The organism is Azorhizobium sp. AG788, assembly GCF_943371865.1.
Taxonomy (GTDB): domain Bacteria; phylum Pseudomonadota; class Alphaproteobacteria; order Rhizobiales; family Xanthobacteraceae; genus Azorhizobium.
This window is the reverse complement of sequence record NZ_CALRWL010000057.1, coordinates 1-18,300: the sequence shown is the minus strand read 5'-3', so window position 1 is coordinate 18,300 and position 18,300 is coordinate 1. Positions and strand designations below refer to the sequence as shown.

17 protein-coding genes and 1 pseudogene are annotated in these 18,300 nt (G+C 68.4%); 7 read left to right on the top strand and 11 right to left on the bottom strand.

What is annotated here, in order from left to right:
- Position 1: 1 nt before the first annotated feature.
- The 3 genes from AAG816_RS23745 to AAG816_RS23735 all read right to left on the bottom strand — a co-directional run bounded on the left by AAG816_RS23745 (position 2) and on the right by AAG816_RS23735 (position 5,113).
- Positions 2 to 2,740: a molybdopterin cofactor-binding domain-containing protein gene (locus AAG816_RS23745; protein WP_341992176.1), complete on the bottom strand. Its 2,739-nt coding sequence runs from the start codon at positions 2,738 to 2,740 to the stop codon at positions 2 to 4.
- Positions 2,737 to 3,564, bottom strand: coding sequence for an FAD binding domain-containing protein (locus AAG816_RS23740; RefSeq protein ID WP_341992175.1), 828 nt, complete (start codon positions 3,562 to 3,564; stop codon positions 2,737 to 2,739). The genes AAG816_RS23745 and AAG816_RS23740 overlap by 4 nt, the downstream gene beginning before the upstream one ends.
- A 115-nt stretch (positions 3,565 to 3,679) precedes the next feature.
- A complete protein-coding gene (locus tag AAG816_RS23735) occupies positions 3,680 to 5,113 on the bottom strand; it encodes an oligosaccharide flippase family protein (protein ID WP_341992174.1) in 1,434 nt (477 codons plus the stop codon).
- 155 nt (positions 5,114 to 5,268) lie between these two features.
- On the opposite strand from AAG816_RS23735, the gene AAG816_RS23730 reads away from it, so the two are divergent.
- Genes AAG816_RS23730 through AAG816_RS23720 form a run of 3 tightly spaced genes read left to right on the top strand, consistent with a single transcriptional unit; the run spans position 5,269 to position 8,214 of the window.
- Complete coding sequence (locus AAG816_RS23730) at positions 5,269 to 6,129, top strand: chorismate mutase (protein WP_341992173.1); 861 nt, start codon at positions 5,269 to 5,271, stop codon at positions 6,127 to 6,129.
- Between the two features lie 13 nt (positions 6,130 to 6,142).
- Positions 6,143 to 7,276, top strand: coding sequence for a histidinol-phosphate transaminase (gene hisC, locus AAG816_RS23725; RefSeq protein WP_341992172.1), 1,134 nt, complete (start codon positions 6,143 to 6,145; stop codon positions 7,274 to 7,276).
- Positions 7,273 to 8,214, top strand: a complete 942-nt coding sequence (locus tag AAG816_RS23720; protein ID WP_341992171.1) for a prephenate/arogenate dehydrogenase family protein — start codon at positions 7,273 to 7,275, stop codon at positions 8,212 to 8,214. Before hisC ends, AAG816_RS23720 begins: the two co-directional genes overlap by 4 nt.
- 69 nt (positions 8,215 to 8,283) lie before the next feature.
- Here the strand turns inward: AAG816_RS23720 and AAG816_RS23715 are convergent, their stop codons facing one another.
- Entirely contained in the window at positions 8,284 to 9,408 is a 1,125-nt protein-coding gene (locus AAG816_RS23715) for a DUF2125 domain-containing protein (protein WP_341992170.1), read from the bottom strand.
- A gap of 179 nt (positions 9,409 to 9,587) precedes the next feature.
- On the opposite strand from AAG816_RS23715, the gene AAG816_RS23710 reads away from it, so the two are divergent.
- A complete protein-coding gene (locus AAG816_RS23710; RefSeq protein WP_341992169.1) occupies positions 9,588 to 10,175 on the top strand; it encodes a gamma-glutamylcyclotransferase in 588 nt (195 codons plus the stop codon).
- A gap of 59 nt (positions 10,176 to 10,234) precedes the next feature.
- Here the strand turns inward: AAG816_RS23710 and AAG816_RS23705 are convergent, their stop codons facing one another.
- The 5 genes from AAG816_RS23705 to ftsE form a co-directional block, all read right to left on the bottom strand.
- Positions 10,235 to 10,654 carry a hypothetical protein gene (locus AAG816_RS23705; RefSeq protein ID WP_341992168.1) on the bottom strand — a complete coding sequence of 140 codons (420 nt, stop codon included), beginning with the start codon at positions 10,652 to 10,654 and terminating at the stop codon, positions 10,235 to 10,237.
- Positions 10,655 to 10,743: 89 nt separating this feature from the next.
- Positions 10,744 to 11,487, bottom strand: a complete 744-nt coding sequence (locus AAG816_RS23700; protein WP_341992167.1) for a lysophospholipid acyltransferase family protein — start codon at positions 11,485 to 11,487, stop codon at positions 10,744 to 10,746.
- Complete coding sequence (locus AAG816_RS23695; RefSeq protein WP_341992166.1) at positions 11,484 to 12,155, bottom strand: YdcF family protein; 672 nt, start codon at positions 12,153 to 12,155, stop codon at positions 11,484 to 11,486. Before AAG816_RS23695 ends, AAG816_RS23700 begins: the two co-directional genes overlap by 4 nt.
- A 160-nt stretch (positions 12,156 to 12,315) precedes the next feature.
- A complete protein-coding gene (locus AAG816_RS23690; protein WP_341992163.1) occupies positions 12,316 to 13,305 on the bottom strand; it encodes an ABC transporter permease in 990 nt (329 codons plus the stop codon).
- Positions 13,292 to 13,951 (bottom strand): cell division ATP-binding protein FtsE, encoded by a 660-nt coding sequence (ftsE, locus tag AAG816_RS23685; RefSeq protein ID WP_341992194.1) that lies wholly within the window; start codon positions 13,949 to 13,951, stop codon positions 13,292 to 13,294. Before ftsE ends, AAG816_RS23690 begins: the two co-directional genes overlap by 14 nt.
- A gap of 222 nt (positions 13,952 to 14,173) precedes the next feature.
- Here ftsE and hpt point away from each other — a divergent pair, with 222 nt between their 5' ends.
- From hpt to AAG816_RS23670, 3 genes and pseudogenes are all read left to right on the top strand, one after another.
- Positions 14,174 to 14,710, top strand: coding sequence for a hypoxanthine phosphoribosyltransferase (gene hpt, locus AAG816_RS23680; RefSeq protein ID WP_341992162.1), 537 nt, complete (start codon positions 14,174 to 14,176; stop codon positions 14,708 to 14,710).
- Between the two features lie 362 nt (positions 14,711 to 15,072).
- Positions 15,073 to 16,623, top strand: coding sequence for a hypothetical protein (locus tag AAG816_RS23675; protein WP_341992161.1), 1,551 nt, complete (start codon positions 15,073 to 15,075; stop codon positions 16,621 to 16,623).
- 186 nt (positions 16,624 to 16,809) lie between these two features.
- Positions 16,810 to 16,962, top strand: a pseudogene (locus AAG816_RS23670) (hypoxanthine phosphoribosyltransferase); the annotation flags it as partial.
- Between the two features lie 5 nt (positions 16,963 to 16,967).
- Here the strand turns inward: AAG816_RS23670 and AAG816_RS23665 are convergent.
- Positions 16,968 to 17,597: a LysE family translocator gene (locus AAG816_RS23665; protein WP_341992160.1), complete on the bottom strand. Its 630-nt coding sequence runs from the start codon at positions 17,595 to 17,597 to the stop codon at positions 16,968 to 16,970.
- 124 nt (positions 17,598 to 17,721) lie between these two features.
- Positions 17,722 to 18,300, bottom strand: a 579-nt coding sequence (locus tag AAG816_RS23660) for a DUF4175 family protein (RefSeq protein WP_341992159.1), incomplete at its 5' end; no start/stop codon positions are given.

Below are 18,300 nucleotides of genomic sequence, written 5' to 3'. Positions count from 1 at the left end.
CTCAGGTGGCTGATGAAATCGTTTGGGTCGCGACGCCGGCCGCTGCCAGCGCCCGGTAAACGGTGTCCGGTGTGAATGGTGGCGCGGTGAGCCGCACGCCGGTGGCATCGCGCACCGCATTGGCCAGCGCCGCCGCCACCGGATTGAATGGGCTTTCGCTCATGGACTTGGCGCCGAACGGCCCGAGCCGGTCATAGGTGTCGGCGAACAGCACCTCGGTCAGCGGCACGTCGGCGAAGGCCGGGATGTGATAGTGCCGGAAGCTGGGATTGACCACGGTGCCCTGCCCATCGATGCGCAGGTCCTCATAGAGCGCCGCCCCCAACGCCTGCGCAGCGCCGCCTTCCACCTGCCCCCGGCACTGCATGGGATTCAGCACCCGGCCCGCATCGGCCGCCTGCACGCTTTTGAGGATGCGGATTTCCCCGGTGTCGGTATTCACCGCCACGCTGAAGCCGTGGACATTGAAGGCCACCGAGCGGGGTGAGCCATTGGCGGTGCCGCGCGCCTCCAGTGGCGCCTGGGCGTGGTGGGCGATCTCCGTGCGGGACAGCAAAGGCCCGCCCGTCACCTGCACCCCGTCCGCCGTCAGCCGGCAGCGCTCCGGCGGAACGCCGTGCTGCTGGGCGGCGGCGGCCAGGATCTTCTGCGCCAAGGCTTCCGCCGCGCTCTGTACGGCCCGCCCGGCCACCACCAGCCCGGTGCTGCCATAGGCGCCGGTGTCATGCTCCACCACATCGGTATCGGCGCTGCGCAGGCGGATATCGGCAGGGCGGGCCGACAAGGCGGTGGCGGCGATCTGCACATGGCCGGTGAGGCTGCCGTTGCCGAATTCCGCCGTGCCCACGCTCAGGATGAACGTGCCGTCCGCTGCCAGAGCGATGCGGGCGTCCGCATGGTGGCCACGGGGGGGAATGGTGTCGATCAGGGCCTGCGCCATGCCCTGGCCCAGGCGCCACGGCGCCTCCAAGGACGGCGGGGCGAAGTCGCTCAAGGCCTGCTCGGCCAGATCCAGGCACTGGTCGAGGCCGTAGCTGCCATATTCCACGTCATGGGGGTTGAGGTCATAGGCCACCATGGGCACGCCGGGCCGCACGCTGTTGCGGCGGCGCAGCTCGAACGGGTCGAGGTTCAGCCGCCGCGCCAGTTCGTCCATGGCGGATTCGATGGCGAAGATGGTCTGGCTGAGGCCATAGCCGCGGAAGGCGCCGGAGGGCAGGGTGTGGGTATAGACCGCCTGTCCCGTCACCTTCTTGTTCGGGCAGGCATAGAGCGCGACCGACTCGTTGCAGCCGTGAAACAGCGTGCCGACGCCGTGATTGCCATAGGCGCCGGTGTTGGACAGCACGTCCATCTCGAAGGCGGTGAGCACCCCCTCGGCGGTGGCGCCCAGCTTCACCCGCACCCGCATGGGATGGCGGGTGGTGGTGGCGGAAAACTGTTCTTCGCGGCTCAGTTCCCATTGCACCGGGCGCCCGGTCTTCAGCACCGCCAGCCCCACCAGATCCTCCAGCAGCATCTCCTGCTTGCCGCCGAAGCCGCCACCCACCTGCTCGCACAGCACCCGCACCTGCGCCCGCTCCAGGCCCAACAAGTCGGCCAGCGCATCGCGGGTGAGGAACGGGGTCTGGGTGCTGGAGCGGATCACCAGCCGGCCGTCCTCATCCCGCCAGCCGATGGCGCAATGGGTCTCCAGATGGGCGTTCTGGAGCCGCTGGGACTGGAACGTACCCTCATAGGTGACGGTGGCGGCGGCAAGGCCCGCCGCTACGTCGCCCACTTCGCCCGAGAGCGCGGCCACCAGATTGCGGCCGGGATCGGCGATGCGGCTGTCCGGCCCCTTGTCGCCATGCACCAGAGGCGCGCCAGGGGCGAGGGCTGCGTCCGGGTCGAGCACGGCGGGCAGGAGGTCATAGCTGACGGCGAGCCGGCGGCAGCCTTCCTCGGCGGCGGCCACCGTCTCGGCCACCACGGCGGCGACCCGCTGGCCCACATGGCGCACCACGTCGTCCAACAGGCGCAAATCGTCCACATCGTCGGTGGCGTGATGGTGGCGGGCGGAGGAATAGAGCCGGTCGGGTGCGTCCCGATGGGTCAGCACCGCCAGCACGCCGGGCACCGCCAGAGCGGCGGTGGTGTCGATGGCGCGGATGCGGGCGTGGGCATGGGGCGAGCGCAGCACCTTCATGTGGGTGAGCCCGGCCACCGCGACGTCCAGCGTATAGCGCGCCTTCCCGGTGACGATGCCGGGGCCGGCGGGGGCCGGATGGTTGTGGCCGCAGGCGTCGCCGGCAAGGCCCGGTTCCGCATGAGGGATGCCGGCCACCGCATCGGCGATGGCCCGATAGCCGGTGCAGCGGCAGAGATTGCCCTTCAGCGCGGCAGGCAGATCGGTGCGTTGGGCCTGATTGAGGGCGGAGACGGTGAGGATCATCCCGGCGGTGCAATAGCCGCACTGGAAGCCCTGGGCGGCCAGGAAATCCTGCTGCACCGGATGCAGTTCGCCCTCCGTCGCCAGCCCTTCGATGGTAGTGACAGCGCGGCCCTCGGCGCGGAAGGCGGGGGTGATGCAGCTATGCACCGGCGCCCCATCCACCAGCACGGTGCAGGCGCCGCAATCGCCCGCATCGCAGCCGCGCTTGACCCCGAAGCAGCCCTGCTCGCGCAGAAAGGTGCGCAGGCATTGGCCCGGGCGAGGCTCGGCGGTGACCGGCTGGCCGTTGAGGAGGAAGCCCGTCATGGTCGGGCGCCTTGCGCCAGCTCGGCGCGGATCTGTTCGGCGAACAGGGCCGTCATGTGCCGGCGCCACTCCGGGGCGCCATGGACATCGTCATGATAGAGCGGCGGCGGGATGTCGGCGGCCAGCCGGGCGGCCAGATCCTCCGGCGCCGGCAGCGCTGTGAAGCGCAGCCGCACTGGGCGGCGGGTGGACGCCGTGACGGTGAGGGCGAAGGCGCCGTCGTGATCCCGTGTGCCGATCAGCAAGGCAGCGGACCGGCCCAGCGGGTTCAAGGCGATGCGGCGCATAGCGGTGCGCCGCTGCAATGCGGGGGCGGGGATGAGAATGCTGCGCAGCAAATCCCCCGGCCCCAATGTGGTTTTGCCGGGGCCGCAGATGAGGTCGAGCGCGTCCAGGCACCGGCTGCCGCCCGCTTGGGGCCAGATCGTCGCCACCCCGTCCAGGGCCACCACCAGTGCGCTCATGGGGGCAGCGGGCAAGGCGAGGCACAGATTGCCACCCACGGTGGCCGCCGCCCGCACCTTGAACGAGCCATAGAGCGCCTGGCAGCATTGGGCGATGAGGGGCAGGGCCGGGGTGTCCGGCGGCAGCGTCGCCTCTTCCAGTTGCGCCAGGGTGCAGGTGGCGGCGATCTCAAGACCGGCGTCGGTGAGGGTGAGCGCCGGCCAGTTCAGCGCCGCCAGATCGATCAGGCGGGCGAGCTGCGGCTGCGGCTCGGAGAACAGCGCCGTTCCGCCCGCCAGCCATGCATCGCCCGCCGCATGGGGCGGGATCGCCCCCCGGTGGGCGGGGCGGCAGAGGGCGGTGACGGTGTTGAGATCCATGCGGCGGCGCTGGCCTTGATTCGAAACGGGCAGGGAGGCCCGGCATGGTGCCGCCCAAGGTGGGGTCGAAGCAAGAAGCGCGCCGGGAGCGCCGGATGCGGGCGCCCCTCCAGCTCTACCCGCGCTTGAGGCGGCGTCGAATGAAGTCGGGCAGTTCGTCCGGGTCCATGGCGGGCAGGAGGCGCAGCTTCCAGGTCATGGCCGCGATCACCGCCAGCACGACCGCGCCGCCCAAGGGCATTACCAGCGGCGGCAGCAGCGCATAGCTCAAGGCGGTCAATGCGGCGGCCACCAGGGTCACCCCGGCCAGGGGGCCGAAGCGGTAGGGGATGGGTGCGTAGTATCGAGATACCAGATATGTGATAAACACACGGACACTCTGTGCCATCAGTGTTGCACCCACTGCTCCGGCCACGCCGTAGCGGGGAATTAGGGTATAATACAAAACGATGGCGAGACCGGCGCCGATCAAATTGATGATCAGCGGCGCGAAGCCGTCCTTGCGCAAATAACAGCCAATTTCCAACAGGCTGCCAGTTTCCTGGATGGCATAATTCAGGGCGATGAAGGCGATGAAGGCACTCGCCCCCCAATAGGCCTCGCGGGTGAGGATATGCACCGCGAACGGGCCCCCGAGACTCACCACCACCGCCGCCGACAGCACGATCAGATAGCCCAGCGCGACGATATCGGCGCTGCGCTCGGCGCCCCGGTCTTCGGCTAACACGATGAACCGCTTGGGAAACCACCACATGTGGAACGGCTGCAGCAGCACCGCGGTGAGCCCGCCCAAGCGCCCGGCGACGCCATAGAGCGCGATCTGCTCCGGGCTCACATCCAGCACCAGAACCCAGCGGTCATAAGATCCCAGCACAAACGCCGCCAAGGCCGAGAGCAGCAAGGGACCACAGTAAAAGACCATCTCCCGCCAGCGGGCGAAGCGGATGGAGATGCCGCAATCCCGCGCCAGATAGGCCAGCATGGCCGCCCCCTGGGCCAAAGCGGCGCTGGCCGAGGCGATCAGCACCCCCTCCACCCCGAACCCCAGCGCCAGCAAGGTGCCGGACAGCACCGCCTGGGCCAGCGCGCGGGTCAGGCTCATGATCAGGAAGGTGCGCGCCGCTCCCCGGATGCGCATCCAGGTCAGCCCCACCCCCAGCACGCCTTCCACACAGATCGCGCCCAGCAGCAGCAGGAATTCCGTGCGGCTCACCGCCTCCGGCAGCAGGCCCATGATCGGCGCGGAGAAGATGGCCCCCAAGGCCACCAGCGTGCCGGACACCAGCAGCGCCAGCCCGGCATATTCGGCGCACACCGCCTTGCGCGCCTCCCAGGTCTCCACCGTGCCCACGAAGCGGGACAAAGCGGCGGGCAAGGCGAGGCCGAACAGTAGCGCGCCCACGTCGATGAACGACAGCAGCACCTCCAGCCGGCCATATTCGGCGCTGGAGAGAAAATACGTGTTGACCGGCAGCATGACGAGGCCGATGGCCCGCAGCACCACCAGACCCACGGTGTAATAGAGCGTTTCCTTGATCGCGCCCGCCACCGCCTGCCTCCCGCACCCCCGTCCGGCATGGCCGATCCGGCGGGCGAAGTCTACCGTCCGCCCGGTTCCGCGCGCCGCGCGGGCCTGCCTTGTGCAACAATTCTTTGATTCGGCGCCCGTCTCCCGCTACAGGTCGCCGCGATCGCGTGGTTCCCATGACAGAACGTGCCCAGACCCCTTCCCTCGCGGACCTCCGTGCGGATATCGACCGCATCGACGAGACGATGCATCGCCTGCTCATGGAGCGCGGCGAGATCATTGATCGCCTGGTGGCGGTGAAGCGCAACCAGACCGAGGGCTCCGCCTTCCGTCCGGCCCGCGAGGCCGCCATGATGCGCCGCCTGGTGGAACGCCACCACGGCCTGCTGCCGCTCGACACGGTGGAGAGCATCTGGCGCGTCATCATCTCCACCTTCACCTATGTCCAGGCGCCCTATGCGGTGCATGCGGACCTCTCGGTGGGCGAGCCCTTGATGCGCGACAGTGCCCGCTTTCATTTCGGCTTCACCACCCCGTTCGTGCCCCATGTGGGCGCGCGGGGCGTGGTGGATGTGGTGGCCGCCTCCAAGGGCGACCTCGGCCTGCTGCCCGCCGCCATGGTGCCCGGCAGCGACCCCTGGTGGACCGCGCTGGAGCCGGCCAATGCGCCGAAGATCATCGCCCGCCTGCCGTTCGTGGACCGTGCCGACCATCCCGCCGGCCTGCCGGTGTTCGTGGTTTCCCACCCCATCAATGATGCGGCGGTGACCGAGGTGGAGATGTTCTCGGTCCGTGTTGCCGGCTGGAGCGCCAAGGCCGCCGCCGCGGTCTCGCCGCTGGCCGATGTGCTGGCGGTGTCCGACGGCGCCCTTGATGGTGCCGCTTTGCTGGTGTCGGTACCCCATGGCGGCGCCCGCGACGCGGTGCTGGATGCCCTGCGCCAGAGCGGCGCCAGCGTCCGGTCCTTCATTCCCGTGGGCAGCCACGCCGCCCCGTATCGCATCGGTCAGGGCAATGCCGGCAGCGCCGGGTCCTGAGTTGGAGTTGAGTATGTCCGTTCCCGCGCAAGACAATCGCCGTCCCACCCGTCCCGAGCCCCGCCCCGGCGTCATGGCCATCTCGGCCTATGTGCCCGGCAAGAGCCATGTGGAGGGCGTGGAGAAGGTCTATAAGCTCTCCTCCAACGAGACCCCGATCGGGCCGAGCCCATTGGCGGTGGCGGCCTATCAGGCGGCCGGCGCCAATCTCCAGGACTATCCCGACGGCTCCGCCACCGTGCTGCGCGAGGCCATCGGCAAGGCCACCGGCATCAATCCGGCCCGGATCATCTGCGGCGCCGGCTCGGACGAATTGCTGAACCTCATCGCCCACACCTATGTGGGCGCGGGCGACGAGGCGATTTTCAGCGCCCACGGCTTCCTGGTCTACAAGATCGCCACTCTGTCCGCCGGCGGCACGCCCATCGCCACGCCGGAGACCGAGGGCCTGGTGGCGGATGTGGATGCCATGCTGGCGGCGGTGACCCCGCGCACCAAGCTGGTGTTCCTGGCCAATCCCAACAATCCCACCGGCACCTATCTGCCGTTCGAGGAGGTGCGCCGCCTGCATGCGGAGCTGCCGCCGCACGTGCTGCTGGTTCTGGATGCCGCTTATAGCGAATACGTCCGCCGCAACGATTACGAGGCCGGGCTGGAACTGGCGCTGACCGCCGAAAACGTCATCATGACCCGCACCTTCTCCAAGATCCACGGCCTCGCGGCCCTGCGCATCGGCTGGGCGGTGGGATCCGAGGCGGTGATCGATGCGCTGAACCGGGTGCGCGGCCCGTTCAACATGAATGCCCCGGCCATCGCCGCCGGTGCCGCCGCCATCCTCGACACCGCCCATATGGAAACGGCGGTGGCGCACAATGACCAGTGGCTGTCCTGGCTCACCGCCGAGATCGGCGCTCTGGGTCTGAAGGTCACCCCCAGCGTCGGCAACTTCCTGCTGATCCACTTCCCCGAGACCGCCGGCCGCACGGCGCCGGAAGCGGATGCCTTCCTCAACCGGCGCGGCATCGTGCTGCGGCAGGTGCGGGCCTATGGCCTGCCCCATGCCCTGCGCATGACGGTGGGTTCGGAAGAGGCGAACCGTCTGGTGGTACAGGCGCTGAGCGACTTCCTCGCCGGGGCGGCGCAATGAGCGCGCCCTTGGTGGGGCGCCTTGCGATCATCGGCGCCGGCCTGATCGGCTCGTCCATCGCCCGCGCGGCGCGGGAGAAGGGACTGGCCGGGGTGGTGGTGGTCAGCGACCGCGACGCCGCGGTGCGGGCGCGGGTGCGCGAGCTGGGCTTTGCGGACGAGGTGGCCGAGACCGCCGCGGACGCTGCCCGCGACGCCGATATCGTCATTGCCTGCGTGCCCGTGGGCGCGTCGGGGGCGGTGGCGGCGGAGGTGGGCCCGGTGCTGAAGCCCGGCGCCATCTTGTCCGACGTGGGCTCGGTGAAGGCCTCGGTGGTGGAGCAGATGGCACCTCTCGTGCCCGCCCATGCCCATCTGGTGCCGGCCCATCCGGTGGCGGGCACCGAATGTTCCGGCCCCGATTCAGGCTTTGCCAGCCTGTTTGCCAACCGCTGGTGCATCGTCACGCCGCTGGAGGGCAGCGACCCGGTCGCGGTGGAGCGCCTGTCGGCGCTGTGGCGCGGCATGGGAGCCAATGTGGAGACCATGTCGCCGCAGCACCATGATCTGGTGCTGGCGATCACCTCCCATCTGCCGCATCTGATCGCCTACAGCATCGTCGGCACGGCGGAGCATCTGGAACAGACGCTGACCTCCGAGGTGATCAAATTCTCCGCCGGCGGCTTCCGCGATTTCACCCGTATCGCCGCATCGGACCCCACCATGTGGCGGGACGTGTTCCTGAACAATCGCGAGGCGGTGCTGGAGATGCTCGGGCGGTTCACCGAGGATCTGAGCGCGCTGCAGCGGGCGATCCGCTTCAGCGACGGCGACGCGCTGTTCGAGCATTTCACCCGCACCCGCGCCATCCGCCGCTCGATCATCGAGCAGGGGCAGGAGACGGCGGCGGCGGACTTCGGCCGTCGCTCCATTCCCACCGAGAAGGCACCTCAACCCTGAACCGAAAACGGCACCCGGCGCTGTCGCCGGATGCGGTCGTCTGGATGCGCCTTGCGGGAGAAGCGGCGCCTATTGGGCAGGTGTCGTTCCAATGGCAGGTGGTGGCGGTGGGGGCGGCGGCGGGAGCGCCGAGAACAGCGGCGGCACGATGCCCACTGGGATCTTGCCCAGCTTGAGGGCGCCCTGGTCGAAGCCGATCGAGAAGGTAACGCCATTCTTGCGGCCGGCCACGTCGCCGCGCTTGCCGGCCATGGCCAGTGCCCCGACGATGGGCACATATTCCTGCGGCACCAGGCCGGCCTTGCTCAGATTCTTCAGCACATCCTCGATGCCGGCAAAGCCCAACTGCAACTGACCGTTGAGGCGGCCCTGGGCGTCCAGCAGCAAGGCGCCGGTGGCGCTGGCGGCGGCCTTGGGGGTGGTGACCGCGAAGCCCTGCAATTGCATCATGCCCCCGGCCATGGACCAGGCCCGCAGCCGGTCCTGCACCGACATAGGGCGCAGATCCTCCAGCGCGGTGATGGTCACCTGCAGCGCCAGGTCCAGCGGCCCCGCGCTGCCGGCGGCGGCCAGTTGCGGGCTCTCCGCCCCATTGAGCGATATGGCGAAGTCCACGCCATCCTTGGCGCCGGCATCTCCCGGGCGGCGTCGGGCATGGGTTTCCAGATGCTTGGCGGACAGCATGGGGGTGGCGCTGGCATTGCCCAGCGCCTGTTCGATCATCGGATTGTTCACCGCCACATCCAGGCGCACCGGGCGGCCGGTGCTGTCGCCCACGCCGCTCATCTGGAACAGCGACCAGGAGGCGGTGAACACCTGCCCGGTGGCGAGATTCTCGATCCGTGCCGGCGAGGCGAATTCCGCAACGATATGGGAGGGATCCCACACCTGCGCCACCGCATGGGCGGCCGCGGCGGAGATCTTCAGGCTGTCGCCCCCCTGGGTCAGCAGCACCGGATCACGGCACATCAGTTCGAAGCGGAACGGAAAGCCTTCCAGGCTGCGCTCGGAACAGCTCCATTGGCGGCCCACGAATTTCTCGCGTGCGATCCAGGCGTCGATTTCCGCATCGGCGCGCTGGGAGGCATAGACCCAAAGTCCGCACCAGCCGAGACCGAGCAGGACAAGGAGAGCGAGCGGCAGGACGATGATCCAGGTCCGCCGGCGCCGCGGCGCGGGTTGGATGTCAGTCATACTTTCCCTTCATGGCTCGCGCTTGCGAGGGGGATAAGGCGCTGTTAGAGCATGTTTGGGGTCAGTTGAAGACCCCTGCGCAAATCAGGTGCCGCACCTTTGATGCGCGTTGCCGCAGGACGTTCGGTCCGCTCGCGCGCCGGTGTTGAGATCGCTCTCCGAGACGTCGTAATCGCCCGATGCCCAACTCGCCTTTCTCGCCATCCGCGCCCGCGCACACCGAAGCTGCCGCAGAGCGCGACCATTGGGTCTTCGCCTATGGCTCGCTGATGTGGAATCCGGGCTTTGCCTTTGTCGAGCGGGTGGAGGCGACGCTGGTGGGGGCGCACCGGGCGCTGTGCATCTATTCCTTCCATCATCGCGGCACGCCGGAGCATCCGGGGCTGGTGCTCGGCCTCGATTCGGGCGGTTCCTGCCGGGGCATTGCCTACAAGGTGGCGGCGGCGGACTGGCCGCAGACCCATGTCTATCTCACCGAGCGGGAGCAGATTTCGGGGGTCTATCGCGAGACCACGCGCCGGGTGAATCTCAAGGATGCCGCCCGCACCAATGCGCCAGCGGTGGCCTATGTGGCCAATCGGGCGCATCCGCAATATGCCCGCGGCCTTGGGCTGGAAGACCAGTTGCACATGGTGCGGCGCTCGCACGGCCTGTCCGGACCCAATCGGGACTATGTGCTGGCGACGGTGGACGCGTTGGCGGCCATGGGCATCGTCGATTCCGGCCTGTCCTGGATCGCCCATCGTTTGCGCGACGGCCAGGGCTAGTCCCGCGCCTGATCTCTGCGCGCGCCGGACCGCAGGTCCGGCTTGCGAGGATCGGGCGATCAGGCGGCGCGGCGGCTCTGGGTGGTCTCGCGCATGGCGTCCGTCCGGGGGGCGGGCAGGGCCAGGGGATCGGTGGCGGGGTCGCGCGGCAGCAGGAAGCCCGTCAGGCTGGCGGGCGGGGCATCGCCGAACACGTGGATGTGAATCTCTTCCGCCTGGTAGCGGCGCGCCGCGCGCTTGGCGGCCTCGCCCGGAAGCCCGGCCCAGAGAGCGATGGAGCCGGCGGGCGTGCGGCGCACCGCGATGGCCAGAGCGTCGGGATAGTCGGGCGCGTCTGCGGCGGGATACACCGAAAACACATGGCGAAGGCCGTCCTGATCGCGCCAGAAGCGGAAACGCGCACCGAGCGCGCCATCCGTCAGGCCGCTCAGCCGACCGGCGTCGTACAGGGGAATGAGGAGCGAATCAGTGGCGTTCATGAGAACGAAACTAGAACGCCCGATTCGACGGATCAAGACTTTTCCACAGGGTATGGTTACGGGGATAACACCGTCGGCCCCTTGCCCGCTCAGGGCCGGTCCATCCCCAGCTCCGCACGTCCCTTCACAAGTAGGCGATCGCTGGCGGTTTCGATCTCGGTTTGCAGGCGGGCGAGGAAGACCTCGCGCGGCAGGCCCGGCGGGATCGGCGGCAGGATTTCCACCCGGATGATGCCGGGCCGGCGCACCAGCGCGTTGCGCGGCCAATAAAGGCCGGAGTTCAGCGCCACCGGCAGGCAGGGCACGCCGAACGCCGCATAGAGATGGGCCACCCCGAACTTGTAGGCGGGCGGTGCGCCGGGCGCGCGGCGGGTGCCTTCGGGAAAGATGATGATCTGGCGGTTGCCCGCCAGTTCCTCGCGGGCGCGCTGGGTCATGCTCTTCAGCGCCGCCGCGCGGGCACCGCGATCGATCGGGATCACCCGCCCCTTGCGCATGTACCAGCCGAACAGCGGCAGCCAGGTCAGCTCGCGCTTGAGGATGAAGGTGGCGTCGCTGAACAGCGGCAGCAGCGCCAGGGTCTCCCAGGCCGACTGGTGCTTGGAGGCCACCAGCAGCGGGCCGGCGGGGATGTGCTCGCGGCCGATGATCTCCACCTTGGTGCCGGCGATCACCCGCAGCAGGAAGCCGGTGACGGCGACCCACGGCAGCACGATGGCGCGCCACATCACCTGCCGGGAGATGAACGGCAGGATGGGCAGGCACACCAGCATGTAGAGGATGGTGAAGGCGTAGAAGAGCAGCTGGAACAGCGCAGAACGCAGCAGGGTCACTCTGGCTTCCTGTCGGGCCCATGGAGCGGTGCCGACACCGAGGCCTGCGCCCCGGCATTAGGGACGGGGGCGGGCTGGGTCTTGGGCGCGACCGCCTGGGCCGGACGGATCTTCGCCTGGGCCATCATGTACTTCAAATATTCCTTGAGGAGGAGCTTCACCGTCTGGGTGTCGGTCCACCAATTGGGGGCCTGCATGCGGTCGGTGACCACCGGATAGGCCACCAGTTCCACGTCCGGCAGGGCGCGGCCCAGTTCCACCAGCGCGCGCGGCATGTGCCAGGCGGAGGTGACCACCACCAGCGAGCGGAAATGCTGCGAGCGCGTCCATTCCGCCGCCTCGATGGCATTGCCGAACGTGTTGAGCGCCCGGTGGCCCAGATCGACGCAGCAGTCCAGCAGATGCTCGTTGTCCGGCAGGGTGCGGCGGATCTCGTCGGGGGAGGTGGTGCGGTTGACGCCGGTGATCAGCAGCCGCTGGCCATGGCCGGAGGCGAGCAATTGCACCCCGTCGGCGATGCGCGAGGCGCCCCCGGTGAGCACCACGATGCCATCCGCCGGCTTCAGTCCGGCCGGCTCCTGGGGGGCGATGGCGGCGGTGAAGACCACAAAGCCGATGACGAACAGCAACCCCACGCTGCCCACCGCAAAGGCGAACACGGTGGCCATCCGCCGGGCCCAGATCCAGGCCCCGCAGCGCTGCGATGGTTCCACCCGCTGTGCCGGCCTGACCTCGCAGGCCCCTTCAGTGCCAGTCATGGTGTCACAATGCCCGAGAAATACGGCAGGCGCGAGGACGCCGCGCGCGGCCCCCGCCCGGCCCCGGGGCTCATGTGATCGTCCTCAACGTCCGGTAAACGGTGATGCGCGAGGTGATGGCGGTGACCAGCGCGATCACCACCACCGCCAAGGCGATGCCGCCGAAGCCGAGCCAGCCGGGATCGAGCCAGCTCAGAATGGTGGGATTTTCCGGGTCGGTCTCGAAGCCGAAGCGCGGCAGGCTGATGAGGACGCCGAACAATCCCGCCGCCGCCAGCCCGCCCAGGAGGCCGCCCTGGGTGCCGATCTTGAGGAAGTGGCGCTGGAACTGGGCGGCGATGAAGCCGTCCCGCGCGCCGACGAAATGCAGCACCTCGACCACGGCGCGATTGGTGGCCACGGCCGCGCGGGTGGCGAACACCACCGACAGCACGGTGGCGGCGCCCACCAGCGCCACCAGCGCGAAGCCGGTGAGCATCACCCCTTCCGCCATGGCGCCGAGGCGGCGCGACCAGGTGCGGTGATCGTCCAGAGCGGCGGTGGGGATGCGATCGGTCAAGGTGCGGCGCAGCTTGGCCAGGTCCGGCGGCGTGGTGGCGTCGAGCCGCAGCACCACGATGCGCGGCACCGGAAGGTCAGAATAATCGAGGCCAGCGCCCAGCCAGGGCTCCAGCAGCCGGCTGGTTTCCTCATCCGTGAGCACATGGGCTTCGGCGATGCCCGGCGTCTGGCGGGCGAGATCCACCGCGGTGCGCACCTGGCCGTCAGTCACCGCCTTGTCGCCGGCGCGGATCTGAATGGTGACCTCCCGCGTCACGTCACTGCGCCAGGCGCCGGCGGTGGTGCGCACCGCCATCACCGAGCCGATGGTGAGCGCAGCGAGGAAGGTCATGATGGCGACCACGGCGATCAGCGCCCGTCCGGCCACGGTCGCGCCCGGCACGATGGGGGTGATGGGCGCGGCCTTTGGCTTGGCGGGAGCCTTTGGCTTGGCTTTCGCCGCCGTGGGGGGCACCGCCGGGGCGGCGGCGGGGGGAAGGCCCGGTTCAGTCGTAGACATAGAGGCGTCCATCGGCGATCACGAGGCGGCGGGCGTCGAACTGGTCCATGAGCGCGATGTCGTGGGTGGCCAGCAGCACCGAGGTGCCCGAGCGGTTCAGTTCCACGAACAGGCGCAGCAGGCGGCGGGCGAGGGTCGGGTCCACATTGCCGGTGGGTTCGTCCGCCAGCAGGAATTCCGGCCGGCCGATCAGCGCGCGGGCGATGGCCGCGCGCTGCTTCTCGCCGCCGGACAGCACCGGGGGCAGCACGTGCATGCGATCGCCCAGGCCGACCCAATGCAGCAATTCCGTCACCTCGGCGCGGTAGCTGGTTTCTTCCTTGCCCAGCACCCGCAGCGGCAGAGCCACATTCTCATAGGTGGTGAAATGGTCCAGCAGGCGGAAATCCTGGAACACGATGCCGATGCGGCGCCGGATCACCGCCACCTCGTCGGGATCCAGCGAGGACACGTCACGCCCGAACATGGTGATGAGCCCGCGGGTGGGCTTCATGGAGAGAAACAGCAGGCGCATCAAGGTGGTCTTGCCGGCGCCGGAAGGGCCGGTGAGAAACTGGAACGAGCTCGGCTCGATGCTGAAGGTGACGTCCTTCAGCACCTCCGGCCCCATGCCATACCTCAGGCCCACATTCTCGAACCGGACCACGTTCTTCACCTTCCCCGAATCGGGCATGCCGTTGCGCGCCACCATAGAGCCGGAACGCATCGGCTTGAATCAAGCGGATGCGTCACCGGCACGGTGAATCAAAGGGGGAGAGCAGGTCTCCCCGGCTTCTGAGGCCGCCCCCCGGTGGAGAGGGGGCGGCACGGTCCTCCAAGCTGGACGCTGGAGGCTTCGCACGTCATGCTCGGACATCACGGAGGAACCATGTCCTTGCCACCCGTTAAAGTTCTGTTCGATGAGAACCGCATTGCCGCCCGCAATCGCGAATTGGCCAGTGAAATCGCCGCCGCGGGGCTGGAACAGCTTCTGGTGGTCGCGGTTCTGAAGGGCTCGTTCATTTTCGCGGCCGATTTGCTGCGGGCGATGCACGCCTCCGGCCTGGCGCCGGAAATGGAGTTCGTGCATCTCTCCAGCTATCGCGAGGCGCAGGTTTCCTCCGGTCAGGTGAACATCCTGCGGGATGTGGAAAGCGACGTGCGCGGCCGCGACGTGCTGCTGGTGGACGACATCCTGGAATCCGGCCGCACCCTGGCCTTTGCCAAGGACCTGCTGATGGCGCGCGGCGCGCGGCGGGTGCTGGTGTGCGTGCTGCTGGAAAAGCCCGGCAAGCGGGCGGTGAATGTGGACCCGGACTATGTGGGCTTCGTCTGCCCGGACCTGTTCGTGGTGGGCTACGGCATGGATGTCGCCCACGCCTTCCGCCAATTGCCGTTCATCGGCCATATCGAGGGGCTGGAGTAGCGGGCTCCGCTGACATTGTGCGCCGGGCCCGCCGGACGGCGCCGGACATCAGCTTCCATTGCATGCTCTGCAATGTGACGTAGCGGAATCCTGTTGCCAAGTTCCCGCTTTGTTCTAGATTGACCGCCATGGGCTCGTGACCCGCGAGCCTCCGCTGGGGGGCGGCCATGTCGATGGAAAGCCATGTGCTGTTTCGCGGGCCCTTGCCCGCGAAAGCGGCGGTGAATGCCGTTTTGCGTGAGCTGGCATTGCCCTTTTCCATTTCGGGGCGCGGCAAGCTGGAGGGGCACCACGGCTTCATGCCTATGAAGCTGCGGCGCGCGGAGACCGGCGTCGAGTTCGACGTGTTTGACGATGCGGAATTGCTGGCCCAGTTCGCCGGCCAGATCGACCCGGCCTTCGACCGCACCGCCTCGCTGCGCTGGGGCGGGGACGAAGATCAAATGCTGGCCGGTCTCTGCGTCGCCGCCGCGCTGGCGCGCCTGCTGAATGCTTCGGTCTTCGACGAGGCGGAAGATGCCCTGTTGGATGCCGACGGCGCCGTTGCTGTGGCCCGGAAAAACCTGCAGGCGGTGGCCGACAGCATTGAGGCGGAGAAGGCGCGCGGCCGCACCCGCGGCACCCGGCCGGCGGATATCCGGCATTATCTGAAACCGCTGCTGAAGATGCGGCCGGACTTGCTGCTGCGGGGCCGGATGCTGGTCGTCCGGCCGGTGCGCCACATCCTGCGCGGCGCCTATCTGGACCGCAGTTCTGACCGGTTCTCGTTTAATATCCAGCGCTATCTCATCCCGCTTTACGGCCCCGCCAACAGCCTGGGCGGGGCCGACCAGCTGTCTGGGAACTGGCACGTCTGGGAACCCGACTTCCAGGCGCAGCTGATCGACAAGCTGGCGGACGCGATGTTTGCGCCATTTGGGAAAGTGTCCACCCTTGCCGATTTTGCCGAGACCATGATCGCCTTCGCCCGCAAGGAAGGCACGCACATGCAGTTCGAGGCGCCCGTGACCGCTTTCATCCTGGCCGGCGAGCCGGACAGGGCGGCGGCCTATCTGGATGATCTCGAACGCCGCTATGCGGACCATCGCCACATGCTGCATTTCGCTCGCCAGATGCGGGCGGAGCTGGACCGCGATGTCAGCGAGCTGTGCGCGGAACATCATGCCAAGGAAGCGGCGACCGCGGCGGCATTGGAGCTGGAAGACGATTGGGAGCCGACACCCTTCCCGGTGGAAGTGCCGAAGGCGTCGCGCGTGGCGCGATGCGCCGATGGCGTCTTTACCCCGGCGCCCTGGATGGTTCCCCCGGATGGGCTGTTCCAGGATCTGCCGGAGCAGCTCGGTGAGGTGTGTTTCGCCATAGACTGGACCCGCCGCCAGGGACGGCAGATGCTTGTGCATCCGCTGACCCGCGCGCAGGCGCAGGACAAGCACCAGAGGGGGGAAAGCTATTACCTGGCGGTGCGTTTGCCGCTCGGCGATGTGTCTGTCTTCGTCCACTATTGGGGCCTGAATCCAGCAGATCCCGATCCCCACCTCAACCGCGATCGGGCCTCCTATTCGTGGATCCGCCTTTCAGTTCTCACGCCGACCGGGTATCTAGGCACCGATTTCCATGTCGATTGGGACCACCCTGATCGGCTGAGCGCCCTGAGCGCACACGTCGATTCCCCAATCTCTAGGGACACCATCTGGCGGTCCTTTTTGAATGCGCGGGAGGGACGGCGATCGGAACACGATTTCCGCCGGGAGCCGGGCTATGCGTCCTATGACATGACGGAGGCGGAGATGGCGCCCCACCTCACCTTTACGGCGGTGTTCGGCGACGCCCACGGGTTGTTGCGTCGAGCCGCGGACTTCATCCGGATGACCGCCTATGGCCATCTGCTGGAGGAGGTGGGCCTGCACGTCTGACCCGGGCGCCTCAAGCGCGGGGCCGCCGCCGGTTCAGGCCAGGCGCGGGCCTTGGGCGGTGCAAGGACCCGTCGCCATGCAAAGCCACGTCGGCTGTGGTGCCGAGGCGCCGGCGTGAGTGGTGTCAGGCCGGGAGCCGCCAGTGAGCCGACGCGCGTCCGCCGGCACGCTCTCTGCTGATAGGGGCTGCTCGAGCAGCGGGGCACGCGCGCGGTGAACGAGGGCTTGTACGATATGGGCTTCGTCTGCCCGGACCTGTTCGTGGTGGGCTATGGCATGGATGTGGCCCACCCCTTCCGCCAATTGCCGTTCATCGGCCATATCGAGGGGCTGGAGTAGAGGTCCTAAGCGGCGCGCTTCCAGCCAGCGGCGAGTAGGCCCGCTCCGACCAGCAGCCCGCCGCCGGTGCGGTTGATCGCCCGATGCACCCGCGCCGAGCGGACCAGTCCGCGGGAGGCCGATGCCATGGCCGCATAGGCGCTGGCATTGGCCCCTGCGAGCACCAGGAAGGTGGCTTCCAGGACGATCATCTGCGGCAGCAGCGGCCGGGATGGGTCGAGAAACGGTGGCAGAAAGGCCAGGAAGAACACCAGGCTCTTGGGATTCAGCGCCGTCACCAGGAACGCGTGGGCCAAGATGCGGGCGGCATGGACCTGGCGGCTGGAAATGGGCGTCGTCTCGTCCTGCGCCACCGGCGCGCGCCAGAGCTTGATGCCGAGATAAATCAAATAAGCGGCGCCGATCCATTTGACCGCGGTGAACAGCGCTGCCGAGGTGGCCAACAGCGTGCCGAGTCCCAGCAGAGAGGCGGTCATGGCGGCCATGTCGCCCAGGACCACGCCGGTCACCGTTGCGGCGGCGACGCGCCGTCCGCAGCTCAAGGCATAGGACACCACCAGCAGCACGGTCGGGCCGGGAATGGCGAGCATGATGGCCGCGGCCAGGGTGAATGCGAGCCAACTGTCCAGCGCCATGACGATCCTCACATAGAGCGAGGATCAATCCATAGACGTCGCGTTGGCGCAAGCGCCATGCCTCCGGCTCCGGGCGAAAGCGATCGCCCGGACCTCACTCAGCGCTTGACCGGAGATCATCCTCTCAGAAATTGCGCAGCAGGCGCTCGATATAGTCCAGTTCCTGCTGCGGCCGCTCGGTCTGTTCCAGGCGGCGGCGCAGTTCTTCCAGCACTTGGCGGGCGCGCTGGGCGTCCACCTCGTCCGGCACCTTCACCGAGAAGTCGTCGCCATAATCCTGGGTGCGCATGGGCCGGCCCAAAGGATCGGTGCGCTCCGCGCTTTCGCCCGGAGTGCCGCCGGGGCCGGGGCCGTTCTGATCGCCCTGCTGGCCCTCGGCCATGGCCTGGGCGCCCTGGCGCAGCGCCTGCAGCGCCCGGCCCTGGGCATCGAGCGCGCCCTGTCCGTTGCCCTCGCCCAGCGCCCCCTCGGCGTCGCGCATGGCCTGCTCGGCCCGGCCGAAGGCTTCGCCGGCGCGGCCGGACGGGTCGCCCCCTTCGCCTTCGCCCTGACCCTGTTGTCCCTGTCCCTGCTGGCCTTGCCCACGGCCCTGGCCCTGCTGCTGGCGCTTGAGTTGCTCCAGCATCTGGCCCAGGCGACGGCGCAGCTCCTGCTGGCCCTGTTGCAGATCGCCGAAGGCGCCTTCGCCCTCCTGCCCGTCCTG